At 69.4% G+C, this 18,706-nt stretch carries 16 protein-coding genes; 8 read left to right on the top strand and 8 right to left on the bottom strand.

All coding sequences use genetic code 11. The features are described 5' to 3' along the window. Positions 1–12: 12 nt before the first annotated feature. The 3 genes from ACWCWD_RS17905 to ACWCWD_RS17915 form a co-directional block, all read right to left on the bottom strand. Complete coding sequence (locus ACWCWD_RS17905) at positions 13–192, bottom strand: hypothetical protein (protein WP_450773761.1); 180 nt, start codon at positions 190–192, stop codon at positions 13–15. After that, positions 192–1,988: an amidase gene (locus tag ACWCWD_RS17910; RefSeq protein ID WP_450773762.1), complete on the bottom strand. Its 1,797-nt coding sequence runs from the start codon at positions 1,986–1,988 to the stop codon at positions 192–194. The genes ACWCWD_RS17905 and ACWCWD_RS17910 overlap by 1 nt, the downstream gene beginning before the upstream one ends. Positions 1,989–2,242: 254 nt before the next feature. After that, positions 2,243–3,325, bottom strand: a complete 1,083-nt coding sequence (locus tag ACWCWD_RS17915; protein WP_450773763.1) for a Rieske 2Fe-2S domain-containing protein — start codon at positions 3,323–3,325, stop codon at positions 2,243–2,245. Between the two features lie 1,198 nt (positions 3,326–4,523). Here ACWCWD_RS17915 and ACWCWD_RS17920 point away from each other — a divergent pair. Then, positions 4,524–4,721, top strand: a complete 198-nt coding sequence (locus ACWCWD_RS17920) for a hypothetical protein (RefSeq protein WP_450773764.1) — start codon at positions 4,524–4,526, stop codon at positions 4,719–4,721. A gap of 22 nt (positions 4,722–4,743) precedes the next feature. Here ACWCWD_RS17920 and ACWCWD_RS17925 read toward each other — a convergent pair whose 3' ends face one another. Beyond that, positions 4,744–5,595 carry a helix-turn-helix domain-containing protein gene (locus ACWCWD_RS17925; RefSeq protein WP_450773765.1) on the bottom strand — a complete coding sequence of 284 codons (852 nt, stop codon included), beginning with the start codon at positions 5,593–5,595 and terminating at the stop codon, positions 4,744–4,746. Between the two features lie 12 nt (positions 5,596–5,607). After that, a complete protein-coding gene (locus ACWCWD_RS17930) occupies positions 5,608–6,354 on the bottom strand; it encodes a DUF6879 family protein (protein WP_450773766.1) in 747 nt (248 codons plus the stop codon). Between the two features lie 170 nt (positions 6,355–6,524). Here ACWCWD_RS17930 and ACWCWD_RS17935 point away from each other — a divergent pair, with 170 nt between their 5' ends. The 6 genes from ACWCWD_RS17935 (at position 6,525) to ACWCWD_RS17960 (ending at position 10,077) form a co-directional block, all read left to right on the top strand. Further along, complete coding sequence (locus tag ACWCWD_RS17935; protein WP_450773767.1) at positions 6,525–6,728, top strand: hypothetical protein; 204 nt, start codon at positions 6,525–6,527, stop codon at positions 6,726–6,728. A gap of 232 nt (positions 6,729–6,960) precedes the next feature. Continuing rightward, on the top strand, positions 6,961–7,263 hold the full coding sequence (locus tag ACWCWD_RS17940; RefSeq protein ID WP_450773768.1) for a hypothetical protein: 303 nt from the start codon (positions 6,961–6,963) through the stop codon (positions 7,261–7,263). A gap of 516 nt (positions 7,264–7,779) precedes the next feature. Beyond that, entirely contained in the window at positions 7,780–8,013 is a 234-nt protein-coding gene (locus tag ACWCWD_RS17945; RefSeq protein ID WP_450773769.1) for a hypothetical protein, read from the top strand. Between the two features lie 401 nt (positions 8,014–8,414). Beyond that, positions 8,415–8,612 (top strand): hypothetical protein, encoded by a 198-nt coding sequence (locus ACWCWD_RS17950; RefSeq protein WP_450773770.1) that lies wholly within the window; start codon positions 8,415–8,417, stop codon positions 8,610–8,612. Positions 8,613–9,092: 480 nt separating this feature from the next. Then, complete coding sequence (locus ACWCWD_RS17955; RefSeq protein WP_334557661.1) at positions 9,093–9,281, top strand: hypothetical protein; 189 nt, start codon at positions 9,093–9,095, stop codon at positions 9,279–9,281. Positions 9,282–9,693: 412 nt separating this feature from the next. Further along, complete coding sequence (locus ACWCWD_RS17960; RefSeq protein WP_450773771.1) at positions 9,694–10,077, top strand: hypothetical protein; 384 nt, start codon at positions 9,694–9,696, stop codon at positions 10,075–10,077. Between the two features lie 182 nt (positions 10,078–10,259). Here the strand turns inward: ACWCWD_RS17960 and mfd are convergent, their stop codons facing one another. Next, complete coding sequence (gene mfd / locus ACWCWD_RS17965; RefSeq protein ID WP_450773772.1) at positions 10,260–13,790, bottom strand: transcription-repair coupling factor; 3,531 nt, start codon at positions 13,788–13,790, stop codon at positions 10,260–10,262. Between the two features lie 348 nt (positions 13,791–14,138). On the opposite strand from mfd, the gene ACWCWD_RS17970 reads away from it, so the two are divergent. Next, complete coding sequence (locus ACWCWD_RS17970; RefSeq protein WP_450773773.1) at positions 14,139–14,732, top strand: DinB family protein; 594 nt, start codon at positions 14,139–14,141, stop codon at positions 14,730–14,732. Between the two features lie 118 nt (positions 14,733–14,850). Here ACWCWD_RS17970 and ACWCWD_RS17975 read toward each other — a convergent pair whose 3' ends face one another. Further along, positions 14,851–17,433 (bottom strand): ABC transporter permease, encoded by a 2,583-nt coding sequence (locus ACWCWD_RS17975; RefSeq protein WP_450773774.1) that lies wholly within the window; start codon positions 17,431–17,433, stop codon positions 14,851–14,853. Further along, positions 17,430–18,218 carry an ABC transporter ATP-binding protein gene (locus ACWCWD_RS17980; RefSeq protein ID WP_450773775.1) on the bottom strand — a complete coding sequence of 263 codons (789 nt, stop codon included), beginning with the start codon at positions 18,216–18,218 and terminating at the stop codon, positions 17,430–17,432. Before ACWCWD_RS17980 ends, ACWCWD_RS17975 begins: the two co-directional genes overlap by 4 nt. Positions 18,219–18,706: the final 488 nt, after the last annotated feature.

Raw genomic sequence — 18,706 nt, forward strand, 5'->3', positions numbered from 1 at the left:
GCGGGCGGCGGTTCAGCGGGAACCGTCGTGCTTCTTCTTCTTCGCCGGAGCGCAGGTGGCGGCCGGGATGTCGCCGGTGGACACGGCGGTCTCGAAGGAGGGGAGTTCGGCGAGGTCGAAGCGCGGCATGATCACCGGGATGTCGAGGTCGCGCAGCCGGGCGTTGGTGGGGTCGGTCGTCGTCATCGTCATCACAGGTCCGTCGGTATGTCGAGGTGGTAGGGGTGGTGCTCCTGGTAGTCGATCGCCAGTTGCAGGATGATCGCGTCGCCGCCGTACGGGGCGGCCATGTCGATGCCGACCGGGATACCGGTGTCCGTGTCACGGCCCACCGGGAGGTTCAGGCAGGGCCAGCCCGTGGTGTTCGGGCGGCTGGACTCGACGCCGGAGAAGCCGCCGGTGCTGTCGTTGGCCCGGACCGGCGGGGTCTGCACCTTCTGCGGCCAGAGACAGGCGACGATGTCGTTCTCCTCGAAGACCTTCGCCCACATCTCGGAGTACTCCCGGCGCACCCGGTGGGCGCCGAAGAGGTCCGCGGCCGTCAGTGCGGCGGCCCGCTGCTGGAGCTGCTGCTTCTGGGTCTCCATGGTGCTGAGCGAGGTGCGGAACCGGGTGCGCACGGCGCCTTCGATCGCCGCGTCCTCCTCCGCCGTCACGGCGTAGGTCCCTCGAAGCGTCCAGGCGTTCTCGGCGTTGGCGTACGCGCTGCTCGCCGAGACCTTCGCGCCGGTCACCGGGTCGACGGCCGCGGCCGCCCAGTAGGCGGTGTTGCCCAGGTTGGAGGCGGGCGGGGTGATCGGGACGATCTCGGCGCCCAGCTCCTCGAACTGCGCGACGGCGGCACGCAGCCGGGCGAGTATCCCCGCCGTCCACCTGTCGCGGGCCGGCGAGGTCTCGGTCTCCACGGTCGAACCGATCCGCAGACCGGCGAACGGCTTGCGGCCGGGGCGGGGCGCCAGCGGGAATCCGTTGGGGAAGCCGGGTGCCTGTTCGGAGCGCGGATCGCGGGAGTCTGGGCCGGCGATCACGCCGAGCAGCATCGACACGTCCGCCATCGACCGGCCCATCGGGCCGCAGGTGTCCAGGCTGGTGCTGGACACGGTGACACCGTGCTTGGGCACCAGGCCGTAACTGGGCTTGATGGAGCCGACTCCCACGTTCTGCGCGGGGTTGCGCAGGGAGTTGCCGGTGTCCGAGCCGGTCGCGACGACCGCGAGCCGGGACGCGATCGCGGCGGCCGAGCCGCCGGAGGAGCCGCCGACGCAGAGGTCGCGGTTCCACGGGTTGGCGGTCTGCGGGCAGGTGTCGTCGTTGGTCCACGGGCCGGTGTGGGTCAGCCCCAGGATCGGCATGTGGGCTGCGCGCAGTCGCTCGGCGACCACCGAGTCGCCGGTGGCGATGTTCCCGGCGGCGAGCGGGCAGCCGATGGTCAGTTCGGTGTCCTTGACCGCGTAGATGTCCTTCAGCGCCACCGGTACACCGCAGCCGAACGGCACGGGATCGCCGCCCTTGGCCGCTGCGTCCAGCGCCTTGTCGGCGGCCTTGGCGATGGTGAGGGCCAGCTCGGAGGTGGTGCGCACATAGGCGTTGAGCTTGCCGTTGTCGCCGAAGACGGGGATGTCCGGGTTGCGGGAGGGCACCGAGAACATGCCGTCGCCGTTGAGGGCGTCGATCCGGGCGAGGAACGCCCGGGTCACCTGGGTGCTGGTGACGTCCCGGGCGAGCAGCATCGCGGCCAGCTGGGTGCCGGTGAGGAAGGGGAGGGCGGTGCCCCGCTTCACCGCCGCCAGACCGGCCTTGCGCTGGGTTTCCAGATAGTCGCGGGTGGCATCGCCGAGCTGGTCGGTGGTGCGGGTCGCGGCGGCGGCCGAGCCGGGCAGCAGCGCGGGGAGAGAGGCCCCGAAGCCGGTGACGGCGGCGGCGGTCAGAAAGCGCCTGCGGGACGCGCCGGAAGCGCTGGATGTGCTGGAGGTGCCGGATTCGCTCAAGGGGGGTCCTTCACGGGAGGGGCGCCGGAACACGTCCGGCGTCCCGTGATCAACGCGGATGTTCGGTAGGGAAACACCTGAATCGATCATTCGCATGAAGGTGTCATGTCGCGGTCGTTTCGGACCTCAGAGCCCCGGGGCACAGATCCCCAGGGCCCCAGGGCACAGGGCCTCAGGGCCCCCAGGCCCCGGGTCGCCGAGCCGTCAGGCCCCGCCGGGGCGCGCCGTCTCCCCGCCGCGCCGGGCCCACGCGGTCACCGCCGTACCGCCTCCCCCGCCCCGGATACGTCCGCGTCCACGTTCACGTCCACCGGCGGGTAGAACCGGCGGGCCCACCGCCGGAACGGGCCGATCGGGCCGTCTCCGTGCGCCAGCTTCGGGGGCTGAAGGTACTGCTTGTGGTTCCAGATCGGGAAGTCCGCGGCGGTGAACTCGCAGCTCGACCGGAAGACCGCCCGGTCCAGCAGCCGGGCGGCGGTACGGCTCACGGTCCGGGCGAGCGGGGCGGGCAGCCGGGACGGCTCGGTGAAGGCGATGCGGTTGCGCTGCCGGAACTGCATCCGGTGCGGCCCGACGGCGGTCGGCAGCACCATCGTGCACATCCGCAGCCCGAGCCGGGGCGTGTACACGTCGGCGTGGAGGCAGCCGAGGCCGTACCCGTCCACCTCGATCTCGACGACGAAGTCACCGAGGAGCGGCGCCGACTCGTGGGCGCGCATGGAGACGTGGAACCCGGCGTCCTCGTACACCACCGGGCCGCCCATCTCCGCCCGCTGCCAGCCGTGCAGGGTGGCGAAGTGGCCGAGGTCCACGGAGTTCTCGATGACCTCCTGGACGTTCCCGCCGAGCTCCCACGCGGCCTCCCGGGCCGGGCGGTGGCCGATCTCGTGCCACGGCGGGACGAACCAGTCGGGTTCCCGGCCGTCGTGGTGCCGCCAGACGAAGACGGCCCCGTTGACCTCGTGCACGGGCAGCCGCGTCAGCGGCGACCTCGGGGGCGGGGTGTCGTATCCCGTACGCACGCAGGCGCCGTCGGGCCCGAAGGCGAACTGGTGGAAGGGGCAGACGAGTTCGTCCCCGTCGACATGGGCCAGTCCGAGGTGTGCGCCGAGGTGGGGGCAGTACGGCCGGATGGCCCGTAACGCTCCCGAGCGGAGCCGGTACAGCACCACGTCCTCCCCGGCGAGGGGCCGGGTCAGCACGGTGCCGGGCTTCAGTTCGGAGGAGAAGGCGAGCGCGGACCAGCCGCTGGGGTAGGGCAGAGCGGGCGTGCCCGCGAGGTCGGCAGGGGTCGGTCCCTCAGTGATGGCGCGCGTGTACGGACGAGGCAGTCCCACGAATTACCCTCTCGGGCCGAGGATCAGCGGTCGCCTGAAGGCTGCCCACCTCACCCCGGAACCCCCGCGGCACCCCGACGGCCACCCGAACGTGGTACATACATGCAGATAGTGACACCGGGTAACGGACGGTTTGCGGCCGAAGGGGCGTCAGGGCCGCATACCGCCACCGGGGCGGAGCGCCGGGTCGCGTGGGCACCGGGACGCCCGTTTCCGGGGCCACCTCTTCTTCCTGGACATCGGCGCCGGTCAGGACACGCGGGTCGACCCGGCCTTCCACCCGGAACGGCGGCACGAGGTGATGTTCAGGAACCGGCCGGCAGCCGGGGTCATCTGTCGGCAGGGCGGCCATCACCCCGCCCCACACGAGGTGCGATTTGCCCTTCTGGCCCTGGCACGCAGTCTCGTAACCGTAGGGCGGCATGCCACCGGGCCACCCCCGCTTTCCCATTTCAAGGAATGCTTCGGCGGGGCTGCCTTCGCAGGCGCGCTCACCTTGTGCCCACTCGTGACGAGTTCTCTCGGTGTGCTCTGACTGAGACGCGCTCACAACGTCATCAACGGGGGTTCAGCGTGCGCCTGGCTGCGTTGATGACGTTGTGGGCGTCGGTTCCGTGAGGACCACGCCATTTCCCGGGCATACAAGTACCCCCGGGCCTTGCGTTTTAGGCAAGCTCTCAACCCTCCCGCGGCTGTCACGAGCGGTGATGGCTTTCAACACGAGTGGTGACGGCCGGCCGGGACCCTGGGGTCTCAACATGACGCCAGCCGTCCGGTGCAGCCGCTGGCCTCGCGGGTATACCCAGCGGAGGGCTTCCGTGGGGTCTCCGGGGGCACGAGATCCCCGCCCGGGGCGTGCGGCCGCACCCGCCAGCACGAGGCCACGGGAGATACCACGGGAGCCCTCGGCCCCGACGAACCGGACAACACACCGCACGTTCGGTAGAGTTGGCTGTCAGCCAACATCGCAGGGCGGCCACCGGTACCGACGGCCCCGGGGCGTGGCAGGGGTATAGCCCCAGCCTTAGCGCAGACTGCGGGAGCCTTGACGGGAGACAGCAGGGGAGCCCTGGCCGGGCACCAGCAGGAGATGAGCCCCGTCGTCGGCGGGCCTCAGCAAGACCAACACGTATTGAGCGTGGTGGTCGGCTGGGGTTCGACATGCCACGGTCCGACTGCCAGAAAGGTACTCGGACCGTTGAATCTCTCCCTTGGCGTCAAGGTGCTGATCGTCGTTATCTGTGCCCTGATCTCCGTCATCGTCGCCATCGTGGCTGGCTTGCTCAAGCACAACTCCACCGAGCCCAAAGCCCCGGCCGTCCTCTTCGGCGGGGGTGCCTTCGCAGGCGCGCTCACCTTGTGCCTACTCGTGACGAGTTCTCTCGGTGTGCTCTGACTTAGACGCGCCCACAGCGTCATCAACGCAGGTTCAGCGCGCGCCTGGACGAGTTGATGACGTTGTGGGCATCGGCCCCGTAGACGGCCGACTCACGGAGGGTGCGCCAGACCTTCGAGTACAAGGCGACGTTGTCGGCGTCGTCCAACCACATCTCGGCGTGCCAGTCCTCCGCGACCACCAGACGGCCATCAAGGACCCAGAAGCCGTTGGCGGGCACGATCTTGACGGACGCCATGAACGGGATGACGCCCAGCTCCACCGTGTCCATGCCGATCATGCCTGTGAGGCGGTCGAGCTGAGCGGCCAGCACCGAAGGCGGGCAGATCAGCGACCGCAACGCGGCCTCCCACATCAGCACGTGCAGCTTGCGACCAGGGCGGTACAACCACTCTTGCCGCTGCGCCCGGGAGCGTACGGCGGCCTCAATGTCGCTGGCTCCGCCCAGCAGCTCCGAATAGCGCTGGATGACGTGGCGGGCGTACTCGGGGGTCTGCAACAGACCTGGGATCACCGACTCTTCCCAGATCCACATCTGTGAGGTGCGGTCGATTTCCGCACTCAGCCCCTCGTGCAGCGGCTTGAACCCGTTCGCCAGCGCTCGACGCCATGACCTGATGTGGGACTCGAACCCTGCCAGCCGGGCGGCAAGCTCCGCGTACACGCCCGGCTGCTCGGTCGCGTCGGCCCACGCCCTCAAGTCCTCGGGGGTGGCAGTCTGCTTGCCGTTCTCCAGCTTGCTGACCTTGGAGCCCTGCCAGCCGAGCCGCTGGGCGAGTTGCTGACCGGTGAGCCGACCACCAGGGCACGAGAACCGCAGTTCGCGCAGTCGCGCGCCCAGCGCTGCCCTTGCCTGTTGGTAGTCGGTGCTCACCGGTCACGCACGCTACTCGGTCGCGGCTACCTGCGCCGCGAACTGGTCGTACGGGACAGCGTGGTGCATGGCCGCGTCGCGGACGATGGCGTATCGAACGACCTCGGCCGGTTCCGTGATCAGCTCGATGTCGAGCATGTTGTCCGCGTCGTCAAAGTGCAGCAGGGCGACGATACGCGAGTCGAAGATCCAGAAGTCTTCGGCGGGCAGGTCGGCCGCATCCTCGCGCCACAGGTAGCGCATCTCCTCGCCGGCCGCCGCGTTGTGCCGGGCGTAGTCGAGTAGGAACCGCTGTTCGGTGGTCATCGGGCGGTCGGCGAGGCGGACACGACCGACCGTCTTGCCCGTGTCCGTCTGCGCCTTGATGTTGACGAACCAAGGCTCGTTGGGGTCGCGAGGCGAGGAGCCGGTGGCCAAGAACTCTTGGAAGTCGGGGTCCTCACGATCGGAAGCGTAGCCGCGCCGCGTCTCCAGACGCCAAGCCGTGTGCTTGAAGGTCACGAAGAGACGCCGGAAGGTGTCCCGGTCGACCAGTTCCGGCACCCGCTCCATCTCCTTCGGTCCCCAGTTAACCAACAGTTCGCGCGGCACGACCACTGCCGCATCGTCCGGCCCGAAGTGCTGGAGCTGTGCCAGGTCTCCGGGGTCGGTCACGGGCGTGCCTTGAACGATGATCTCGCCGGTACCCTCGTCCGTATGCAGGGCGGGGCAACCGTCGACCTTGCTGTCTGTCCCGGTGAAGCGCAACTGACGAGCCATGGCGCTCTCCCTTCCAGGGGTGTTGATCAACAGCATGGCCGGAGCCGCAGCCCGGTTCTACGGGGTCAGGCAAGGTGCAGGAGAAAACAGCAGCAATCTTCGTGACCAGTCGAGCAAATTCGGGAAAACAGCATACCGCCGGGCAACTCCCCGCTTCTAGCCTCACGTTCATGGCAACCAAGGAACAGCAGGACGTCGACCCTTTCGTGGCGATGGAGTCCCTTCGGGCAGCGCTGGCCCAAGTCGGGATCGTGCTTCCGTCGCTTGGGGTGGACCCCGCATCACCCGCGCTGCGGCTCGTTGAGCTGGGGCGCGTGCGCTCCGTCGTGGCCGCCCGCCTCGCCGAAGCACTTCAGCGAGGGGGGCGCGAGTGACCCAGCACCAAAAGCCAGCCACGACCCTCCACCACGGGGAGCTGCCATGGCCTCGCGAGACGCTCGTGATAGACACGATCTCGGAGCGCACGGGCCACCTGGTCGGCGTAATCGAGGAACGCCTCAAGGAGGGTGGGCGGCTGGTCAGCCGTCAGGCGTTCATGCGCCCCCAGGGTGGGGGTATCGAGTGGGATGTACCGCTTTCCCGGATTCGACCTGTTGAGGCAAGCGCATGACGACATCTGAGACCGCCAAGCCCTGCGAGTGCTCCAGCTACTCGCTCCTGGTCCTCGTTCACGAGAACACCCAGGGCGACAAGGTGTGGCAGCAGACGACGACCGACTGCACGGCCACGACCAAACGCACCTTCGCTCCCGGGCATGACTCCAAGCTGAAATCTCTCCTGCTCCAGGCCAGAGACGGAGGGCGCCAGATCCGCCGGACGTCCGGCACCACGGTGGTCGACAGGGACGCGGCGCGGGTGGCCGCCGACCTCGGCTGGGAAGACCTCGTCGGGGCCGCCCCCTCCGCGTAGGCCGTTCCGTGCGAGTCTGCAGCCCCGCACCGGTTCACGCCGGTGCGGGGTAGTCGCGTTTCAGCAGGCCAAAGAGCAACCTCGCTGCGCAGGGCGACAGTTAAGGCACGGGGCGCTATCCTCGTAAGCGCAATGGGACCCAGGTGGGCGGAGCTGCGACCATCTACCTGGGTAGCGGAAAAAGATCATGTAGCTGCCTCTGCGCCCCGCATCCGAGATGCAGGGCGTTTTGAGAACCAGTGATCCGACAGGTCTAGTGCTGCCAACTGCACGGCAGAGAGGGCCATCCGACGCCGGATCACAGAACCCCAATGGCTACTGAACCCTGTCCCAGTGTTGCGCAGAACTGATTCACCGGTTGGGCGAGAGCCTGACCGTCTGAGACACCCGGCGATGCGTCGGAAGCAGGGCTTCTCAGTTCAGCCACCTTGCTGTGGCCGAGCTGACGAATGCCCTGCGCATGAGCCCCGCCTCGGTCACCCGTAACTGAGAGGTACCGAGACGTTGGACGGGGCCGTGACGCTCGCCATCCTTGCAATCTTCGGCATTCTGTCGATCTTGCTGTACGCCCTCAAGGGATTCCTTGATCAGCTGCCCGAGTTCTTCGCATCGCTTCGGCGAGCGTGGGAAGCGTGGCAGGAACTGAAGCGCGCCCGCCGGGAAGCCCGGGAGCGGGAAGCCGCACGCCGCAGAACAGTGCGGCAGGAGGCTGCCGAGCGGCAGGGATCGCAGTCCCAGCCCTCCGCGTAGGTCCGTCCCAACCTACGGCAGCATCTGGCGACCAAGCCACGGGCCAACCTCATTGACCTGGGGCCGAGTTGCTTTTACACCAGTTCTACGTGTTGCGCTAAACTGAAAGCGTTGAGGGGCCGCGATGGCCCCACTTCGCGGGGGAAGGTCAGCGCGATGCTGACTCCAGACGAGACGCACTCGTAGGCTTGCGGGATCTCATCACGGGTCCGACACGCGCCAAGCCGCAGCGAGAAGACAGTCACGCTGCTCCGGTTGCTCCACCAGGCAGACCTGGTCAGCCTGTCCGAGAACATTTGCGCGCCCGTGTGTCAGCGCAGGTGTCTCGGTCCGAACCGTAGGGTTCGGATCGAGGCTGCCTGCGCACCCGATCCGACCCATGACAGGGAAGGTCAGGATCGGTGGACGCCACCGCCATCATCATCATTCTCGCCATCGCTGGCGTGGTCTCAGTGCTGCTCTTTGCAATCAAAGGGCTGCTCGACCAGGTCCCGGACGTAATCGAGTCGGCCGGCCGAGCCCGCGATTCGTGGCAGCGCTTCAAGAGGCCCGAGCTGCCGCCCCCGGCGGACGACGAGGAGCCGCCCCTCGCCGCGTAGGCCGTATGGAAGCTGAGCCCTGTCCAGTCAACTCGACTGAGACTGGGCTCGCTTATTGCAGGATCGAGGTGCGTTCTCCCCCGAGCTTGACTTACTATCAGTTCTGCGTGTGGGAGGTTGCAAGCTCTCGCACGCAGTCGAAGCCCTTTGCTTCGCTTCTTGTGATCTGCATCCAGATGGTGCAGGGCGTTCCAGGAGGCGCGAGACCGGGATGAGGCAGGCGGGTCGGATACCCGCTGGTCACATTCAATCGATGTCGGCTCGCAAGGTCGCTTGAGGAGCTTCGACTCGCTACAGCTCTATGAAGGACCACCGTATTGCCGAGCGCACCCGCCTCGGCCACTGAGACACCCAGCGTTGCGTCGAGCGTGGGGCTTCTCGGTTCGAGCCACTTCACCGTGGCCGAGCTGACGAATGCCCTGCGCAAGAGACCCGGCTCGGTCACCTGCCTGAAAGGTACTGAGACTGTTGGACGCGGCCGTGACGCTCGGCATCCTCGCCATCTTCGGTGTGCTGTCGATCCTGCTCTTCGCCATCCGAGGGTTCCTCGACCAGTTGCCGGACGTTTTCGCTTCGGCACGTCGTGCTCGGATTGCCTGGCGTGACCTGAAGCAGGAGCAAACCGAGGAGGAACAGCCGGAGGGAGTTCACTCCCAGCCCTCCGCATAGCTCGTCCCGGCCTCCGGTGGCACCACGGAGCGCACGAGACCCCGCCCCGGCCTCCTGGGCCCAGCGGGGACGCGCGAGGCCCCCGGCGATCTCCGGGGGCCTCAGTCCGTTTATCCCTCCGTCGGGCCTGCTTACCAAGTAACTTGCCAACGTGAGTGCATCCGAATGGTTGAACACCAGCGCCTCAGTTTTCAGCGCGCTAGGGACAGTTGGCGCGTTTGCGGTCGGTGGCGTCGTGGTGTGGCGAGACCGCAAGGCCGCCGCACAAAGACGTGCTGAAGACCAGGCCCGCGATGAGATAGGTCGTCGCAAGCAAGCGTCTCTTGTGACTGCCTGGGCCGTGGCCAGCAACTCAGACCACCACCCCCGCAATGCCTCGGGGTGGCCCACAGCGCGTCAGCCTGATGCGGCTGTGACAATCCAGTACAACGTGCAAAACGGCAGCGATGGCCCCATCGCCGATGTGGTGGTCTACGCACCGAACGAGGAGGGTTCGCCTCGCACGAACCTGGCGTTCGGGTTCATGTTGCCTGGAGGGTCGAGCGCCAAGGCGTTGCCGGACACAAGCGACCAGCGCAGCTCCGATTTCTACGTTCCCCAGCCGATCCCGGTCTTCTTCACCGACACCCAGGGCATCCGTTGGTTCCGCGACGGACAGGGCGCGCTGTACGAGTGGTCTGGCGAGATCGACGCACGGTTGGTCGAGCCGTGGGCGGTCGTCGCAGCGGAAGGAACGCCCCCAGAGCTGACCCAAGGGCCACCCGGGCGCACCCCGGAGCCGCCCGCAGCCGCATAGGGCCTCGTCGTGGGGTCTTCGTGGCTCTCCCTGGACACAGAGACGCCCCGCCGGGCGGCGAGTACCGGCGGGGCGTCTCTGTGCGCTCCCGTGGCCGTCCGTGGGCTCAGGCGGCGACGGCCACCCGGAACCGGATCGGAGCCAGAGCGGTACCCCCAGAAATGGGCCCCGGCGCCCCTCTCCTACGACCCCAGGATCGTCGTCAGGAACTCCCCCGTCCACGCCAGCAGTTCACGTCCCACGACCGGCTTCCCGCCGATGCGGCCCGCGGTCGGGCGCGGGACCAGGATCTGGTGGGTGGCGGCCTTGATGACGGTCTTCGGGTGGAGCCGCTTGAGCCGCAGTTCCTGCGACTCGCGGAGTTCCACCGGCGCGAACCGGATGTTGGAGCCCTGGAGGACGATCTCGCCGACCCCGCAGGCGCGGGCCAGCATGCGCAGGCCGGCGACGAGGAGGAGGTTCTCGACGGGCTCGGGGAGCTTGCCGTAGCGGTCGGTGAGTTCCTCGCGGACCGCGCGCACGTCCTCCTCCGAGTTGGCGGAGGCGATGGCGCGGTACGCCTGGAGGCGCAGCCGCTCGCCGGGGGCGTAGTCGTGGGGGACGTGGGCGTCGACCGGGAGCTCGATCTTGACCTCCAGCGGCGCTTCCTCCTCCTCGGTGCCCTCCATCTGGGCCCGGTAGTCGGCGACGGCCTCGCCGACCATGCGGACGTAGAGGTCGAAGCCGACGCCCGCGATGTGGCCGGACTGTTCGCCGCCGAGGAGGTTGCCCGCGCCGCGGATCTCCAGGTCCTTCATGGCGACGTACATGCCGGCACCCATCTCGGTGTGCTGGGCGATGGTGGCGAGGCGCTCGTGGGCGGTCTCGGTGAGCGGCTTCTCCGGCGGGTAGAGGAAGTAGGCGTATCCGCGGTCGCGGCCCCGGCCCACCCGGCCGCGCAGCTGGTGGAGTTGGGAGAGGCCGAAGTTGTCGCCGCGTTCGACGATGAGGGTGTTGGCGTTGGAGATGTCGATGCCGGATTCGACGATGGTCGTGGAGACGAGGACGTCGAACTTCTTCTCCCAGAAGTCCACCACGACCTGTTCCAGGGCCTGTTCGGACATCTGGCCGTGTGCCGTGGCGATCCGGGCCTCGGGGACGATCTCGCGCAGCCGGGCGGCGGCGCGGTCGATGGACTCGACCCGGTTGTGGATGTAGAACACCTGGCCCTCGCGCAGGAGTTCACGGCGTACGGCGGCGCCGATCTGCTTCTCCTCGTACGGGCCGACGAAGGTCAGTACGGGGTGCCGCTCCTCGGGCGGGGTCGTGATGGTGGACATCTCGCGGATGCCGGTCACGGCCATTTCGAGGGTACGGGGGATGGGGGTGGCGGACATGGTGAGGACGTCGACGTTGGCGCGGAGCTTCTTCAGCTGCTCCTTGTGCTCGACGCCGAAGCGCTGTTCCTCGTCGACGATGACCAGGCCGAGGTCCTTGAACTTGGTCTCGGAGGAGAACAGCCGGTGGGTGCCGATGACGAGGTCGACGGCACCGTCCTTCAGCCCGGCGAGGGTGGCCTTGGAGTCCGCCTCGGACTGGAAGCGACTCAACGCCCGCACGTTGACCGGGAATTGCGAGTACCGCTCGGTGAATGTGCCGTAGTGCTGCTGGACGAGAAGAGTCGTGGGGACGAGCACGGCGACCTGCTTGCCGTCCTGTACGGCCTTGAAGGCGGCGCGCACCGCGATCTCCGTCTTGCCGTAGCCGACGTCGCCGCAGATCAGGCGGTCCATCGGGACCGTCTTCTCCATGTCCTCCTTGACCTCGGCGATGGTGGAGAGCTGGTCGGGCGTCTCCGCGTACGGGAAGGCGTCCTCCAGTTCGCGCTGCCACGGGGTGTCGGGGCCGAAGGCGTGGCCGGGGGCGGCCATGCGGGCGCTGTAGAGCTTGATGAGGTCGCCGGCGATCTCCTTGACGGCCTTCTTGGCGCGCTGCTTGGTCTTCGTCCAGTCGGCGCCGCCGAGCCGGTGCAGGGTCGGGGCCTCGCCACCGACGTACTTGGTGACCTGTTCCAGCTGGTCGGTCGGGATGTAGAGCCGGTCGCCGGGCTGGCCGCGCTTGGCGGCGGCGTACTCGACGAGCAGGTACTCGCGGGTGGCGCCCTGCACGGTGCGCTGCACCATCTCGATGTACCGGCCGACGCCGTGCTGCTCGTGGACGATGTAGTCGCCCGCCTCCAGCGTGAGCGGGTCGATGGTCTTGCGGCGGCGGGCCGGCATCCGGCCGAGTTCCTTGGTGGCGGTGCGCTGGCCGGTGAGGTCGGTCTCGGTGAGCACCGCGAGCTTCAGCGCGGCGTCGATGAACCCGTGGTCGATGGCGCCGCAGGAGACGTGGACGAGGGACGGCGAGATCTCCGTCAGGTCGGGGTCGAGCCGGGCGGGGATGCCCTCGCCGCCGAGCACCTCGACGGTGCGCGAGGCGAGCCCCTGGCCCTCGGTGACGTAGACCGTGCGCCAGCCGTCGGCGATCCAGCCCTTGGTGTCGGCGAGCGCGCGGGCGGTGTCGCCGCGGTACGCCTCCGGGGCGCGCATCCCGAGCTTGAGGGTGTCGTCGTCCAGCTCGTCGTCGGCGGCGAACGGGGAGGTGGACCACCACATCATGCCGAGGTCGCGGGCCCGGTCGCGTACGTCCGCGATGGACCAGAGGGACGCGGCGCCCACGTCGATCGGGGCGTCGCCACCGCCCGCCGTGGCCGCCCAGGACGCCTGGAGGAACTCCTGGCTGGTGGCGACGAGGTCGGCGGCGCGGGTACGGACCCGCTCGGGGTCGCAGACCAGCGTCATCGCGCCCTTCGGCAGGACGTCGAGCAGCAGCTCCATGTCGTCCACGAGGACCGGCGCCAGGGACTCCATGCCCTCCACGGCGATGCCCTCGGCGATCTTGCCCAGCAGCTCGCCCAGCTCCGGGTGGGCCTCGGCGAGTACGGCGGCGCGCTCGCGGACCTCGTCGGTGAGGAGCAGCTCGCGGCAGGGGGCGGCCCACAGCCCGTGTTCGGCGACCTCCAGGGAGCGCTGGTCGGCGACCTTGAAGTACCGGATCTCCTCGACGTCGTCGCCCCAGAACTCCACCCGCAGCGGGTGTTCCTCGGTCGGCGGGAACACGTCCAGGATGCCGCCGCGCACCGCGAACTCGCCGCGCTTCTCGACCAGTTCGACCCGGGAGTACGCGGCTGCCGCGAGCGCCTCCACGACGTCGCCCAGATCGGCGCTCTGCCCGCTCCGCAGCGCTACGGGCTCCAGGTCGCCGAGCCCCTTGACCTGCGGCTGGAGTACGGAACGTACGGGCGCCACGACCACGCTCACCGGCCCCGTCTCCGGGTCGTCGGTGCGCGGGTGCGCGAGGCGCCGCAGCACGGCCAGGCGCCGCCCCACGGTGTCCGAGCGCGGCGAGAGCCGCTCGTGCGGCAGGGTCTCCCAGGACGGGAACTCGGCGACGGAGTCCGCGGGCAGCAGGGTGCGCAGCGCGGCGGCCAGGTCCTCGGCCTCCCGGCCGGTGGCGGTGACCGCGAGGACCGTACGCCCCGCCCCCCGGGCCAGCGAGGCCACGGCGAAGGGTCGGGCGGCGGGCGGTCCCACCAGGTCGACGTGCATCCGGTGACCGTCGGTGGCGGCCTTCACCGCTTCGGAGAGCGCGGGATCGCGTGCGACGAGATCCAGCAGACCGTGCAGGCTCATGGAGGGCTTCCGTCCGGGGTGGCTTCGGGCTTCCCGGCAGCCGGCTGCTGCCAGGAGCTGCGCGCCGCGCCGTGAGGGGACGCAACGCGAAGGGCCCGACACGTGGAACGGGCCGGGGTCTCCACCCTACGACTCGCGGGAGGTGGTCGCGTGCGGGACGGAGTGGCGGAGGGGTCCGGGAGGGCTCGCGGGGCCGGTGCGGGCGCCGGGACGGGCGGGGTGGCGCCCCTCGGGGTGGCGGGTCCCGGGGAGGGGCGCAGCGGGTCCCGGGCGCCCCGTACGGCGGCGGGTCGCCGGGTGCGGGAGAAATGCCGTGCGTCCGTCCGGCGGGGTGCGCAGACTGGCGCGATGAGCGCACCTGACTTCACCCTTGATCTCCAGCAGTACGTGCAGGACGCCCGCGACACGTTCCTGTGGAAGCTGGAGGGGCTCTCGGAGTACGACATCCGGCGTCCCCTGACCCCGACCGGCACCAATCTGCTGGGGCTCGTCAAGCACGTGACCGGCGCCGAGGTGCTGTACCTCGGCGAGACCTTCGGCCGCCCCTTCGCCGGTGCGGCGCCCCGGCTGTGGATCGCCGGCGAGGCCGAGCCCAACGCGGACCTCTGGGCGACCGCCGAGGAGTCCCGCGAGGAGATCGTCGAGGGGTACCGCCGGGTGTGGGCCCACTCGGACGAGACGGTCCGGTCCCTGCCGCTCGACACGGTCGGCCGCATACCCGGCGGGCCGGGCGCCGAGCTGACGCTGCACCGGGCCCTCGTGCACGTGATCGCCGAGACCCACCGGCACGCCGGCCACGCCGATGTCGTACGGGAGCTCGTCGACGGAGCCGTCGGACAGCGGCAGAAGGGCGGCAACATGGCGCCCGGCGACCGGGCGTGGTGGGAGGGGAACCGGGACCGGGTGGAGCGGGCGGCGAGGGAAGCGGAACGGGGCGCGTAGAAGCCGCCCGCCCGCACCGCGACACACCCCGACGCCGCCCGGCCCGCACCGCGACACACCGGGGCCCCGGGACGTTCGGAGGAACGTCCCGGGGCCCCGGTGTCATTCGGTGCCGTGCTCAGCCGTCCGTGGCGATGGCCGCCAGGACGTTCATCCGGCCCGCCCGGAAGGCCGGTACGAGGGCGGCGAACAGGCCGACGAACGCGGAGGCGACGAAGACGGAGATGATCGTCACCCAGGGGATCTCCAGCGCGTTCAGCCCTTCCAGCGCGAGGAGTTGCTGGGCGGAGGCACCCCAGCCCATGCCGAGGCCGAGGCCGAGCAGGGCTCCGAAGAGGGCGATGACCACCGACTCCAGGCGGATCATCCGGCGCAGTTGCCGGCGGGAGAGGCCGATCGCCCTCAACAGGCCGATCTCGCGGGTCCGTTCGACGACGGAGAGGGCGAGGGTGTTCACCACGCCGAGCACCGCCACGACGATGGCGAGGGCGAGCAGGCCGTAGACGATGTTGAGCAACTGGCCGACCTGGTCCTGGAGTTCCTTCTTGTAGTCGGCCTGGTTGCGGGGCTGGTAGACCGGGTACGGCGCGAGGGCCTTCTTCAGCGCCGCGTAGGCCGCCTCCTCCTGGCCGTCCTTCGCCTGGGCGAACATCAGCAGGCTGTCGGGGAGTTGGTCGGCGGCGATGTGCTTGGCGGCGGTGGCACGGCTGATGTACTTCGCTCCGCCGTCGATGTTGGTGTCGTCGGAGGTGATGGCGGCGACCTTCAGTTTCGCCGTGCCGCCCGCCTTGAACGCCACGTCGAGGGTGTCGCCGACCTTGACGCCGTGCTTCGTGGCGTAATCCTGGCCGACCGAGACGGAGTCCTCGGCGTAGGCGTCGGCGAGGTCGCCGGAGAGGACCTCGCGGTGCAGGTCCTGCTGGTAGCTGGGGTCGACGGCGACCAGGCCCTTGTCGTCCTTGCCGCCGTCGGGGGAGGTCAGGGTGGCGTTGAGGGCGGCGTAGTGGGTGACGTGCGCCAGGCCGGGGACGCCCTCGATGGCCTTGGCGGCCTGCGGCACGATCGGCTGGCCGTCGGCGCTCTGCACGATGAAGTCGGCACCGACCGTCCTGTCCAGCTCGTCGGAGACGGAGGCGACCATCGAGGCGCCGACGACCGAGAGGCAGGCGACCAGGGCGAGGCCGATCATCAGGGCCGCGCCGGTCGCTCCGGTGCGGCGCGGGTTGCGCAGGGCGTTGCGTTCGGCCATGCGGCCGACCGGGCCGAAGAACCGGAGCAGGGCCGCGCCGAGCACCCGTACGACGACTCCGGCGAGCAGCGGGCCGATCACGATGAACCCGAGGAGGCTGAGGACCACGCCGGCGCAGAGCAGGAGCGATCCTTCGCTCGACCCGTCGGCCTGTGCCGTGCCCCAGAGGGCGGCGGCGCCCGCGGCGGTGAGGACGGTACCGATGATGGCGCGGACGCGTCCGGCCTGGCCGTCGGCGGGGGTTCCGGCGTCCCGCAGCGCGGCCATCGGCGACACCTTCCCGGCGCGCCGGGCGGGTACGTACGCGGCGAGCACGGTGACGACGATGCCGAGCGTGAGGCCGACGACCGGGGTGGTCCAGGCGATCGTGAGGTCGTCGGTGGAGAGCTCCATGCCGATGGCGCCCATCAGCTGCATGAGCCCGACGGCGAGTCCGACGCCGGCGACGACGCCGAGGACCGAGCCGACGATGCCGAGGAGCAGGGCTTCGACCAGCACCGACCGGTTGACCTGGCGGCGGCTGGAGCCGATGGCGCGCATCAGGCCGAGTTCGCGGGTGCGCTGGGCGACCAGCATGGAGAAGGTGTTGACGATGAGGAAGATGCCGACGAGGAAGGCGATTCCGGCGAAGCCGAGCATCGCGTACTTCATCACGTCGAGGAAGGACCCCATGGAGTCCTTGCCGTCCTCGGCCGATTCGGCCTGCGTCTTCAGGGTGTAGCGGGAGGTGTCGCCGAGCGCCGCGGCGACGTTGGCCTTCAGCTCGTCGTCGCTGACGCCGGATGCGGCGGTGACGCTGATCGTGCTGTACGCGTCGGGGCGGCCGAGCAGCCTCCGCTGGGCGGTCTCGGTGTCGAAGTAGGCGACCGCCGCACCGGGGTTGGTGACGGTGAACTCCGCGATGCCGACGATCTTCGCCCGGAGGTCTCCGGCCGAGGTGATGGTGCGCAGCTCGTCGCCGAGCTTCAGGCCGTGCTTGTCGGCGGTACCGGAGTCGATCATCATCTCGGTGGGTCCGCGCGGTGCGTGTCCCGAGCTGATCTTCATCGAACGCAGCTCGTTGCGCGTCCAGTTGCCCGCGATGGTCGGGGCGCCGGTCTCCGGGCTGAGGTTCTTGTCGTGGCTGTCGACGATCGTCACCTGGAGGGTGGAGACCTGGCCTTCGGCGTCCTTGACGCCCTCGGCCTTCTCGACCTGCGCGAGGAGGGAGGCCGGCATCGTCTCCGGCTTGCCGGAGTCCGGTACGGCGTCGGACTCTTCGGCCGACTTGAGGCCGACCGACACGTCCGGCGCGGAGACGGTGAAGAGCTTGTCGAACGTGGTGTTCATGGTGTCGGTGAAGACGAGGGTGCCGCAGATGAATGCCACCGACAGGAGGACGGCGACGGCCGAGAGGGCCATCCGCCCCTTGTGCGCGAGGAAGTTGCGCAGCGAGGTCTTCCACACGGTCATGACGTCCGCCCGCGGGTGTCGAAGTTCTTCATGCGGTCGAGGACCTGGTCGGCCGTGGGGTTGCGCATCTCGTCGACGATCTTGCCGTCCGCGAGGTAGAGCACCCGGTCCGCGTAGGAGGCGGCGACCGGGTCGTGGGTGACCATGACGATGGTCTGGCCGAGCTGGTCCACGGAGGTGCGGAGGAAGGACAGCACCTCGGCGCCGGCCCGCGAGTCGAGGTTTCCGGTCGGCTCGTCGCCGAAGATGATCTCAGGGCGGGCGGCGAGGGCGCGGGCGACCGCGACGCGCTGCTGCTGGCCGCCGGAGAGCTGGGTCGGCCGGTGCTTCAGCCGGTCGCCGAGGCCCACGGTCTCCACGACCTGCCGGAGCCAGTCGGCGTCGGGCTTGCGGCCCGCGATGTCCATCGGCAGCGTGATGTTCTCCAGCGCGTTCAGCGTCGGCAGCAGGTTGAACGCCTGGAAGATGAACCCGATGCGGTCGCGCCGGAGTTGGGTGAGCTTCTTGTCCTTGAGGCCGGTGATCATCGTCTCGTGGAGGAAGATCTCGCCGGAGGTCACCGTGTCGAGCCCGGCCAGGCAGTGCATCAGCGTCGACTTGCCGGAGCCCGACGGGCCCATGATGGCGGTGAACTCGCCGCGTGCGATGTCGACATCGACGTGATCGAGGGCGACGACCCGGGTCTCGCCCGTGCCGTACGCCTTCACCACCTGGCGCGCCCGTGCTGCCACGGCGGTCCGTTCTCCGGCTCCCCCGTGCCTGGGATTGGTCACAGCCGTCGTCACGATTCTTCTCCTCCGAGGATGGGCGTACGCGCCCCGCGAACGCGGTGAACCCCCCGTCCACCGCCGCCGGCCGCACTCCGCGACCTGATGAATACGTTAGGGAATGACGTGGACCGATCACGTCGTCCAGGGGGAGGACCGTCCCCTTGGGCGCTGGGGGGAGGTCCCCCTAGGGGTCGGGCGGTTCGGGCCTCGTCCTGGAGGCGGTGGGGCTGACCCCACCCCCTGGTGGGGTCAACCCCACCAGGGGGTCCACCAGGGTCTCTCAACAGGGGAGTTGGGCTACGGATCAGGGCCGGGTGCGGGGCCGGGTACGGGGCCGAGTACGGGTGAGGGTGCAGGCGCGGGTACCGGTGTCAGTGCCGCGTTCCACCGTTCCGGTCATGAGTCCTACCGCTTCCGCGTACCAGTGGTTCGAGCGCCATGTCCTGCGCTCCATATTCGCCGGGCCCGCGAGCGCCGGTCTGCGCGCCCTGCCCCCGTACCGA

The organism is Streptomyces sp. NPDC001493 (assembly GCF_053597235.1).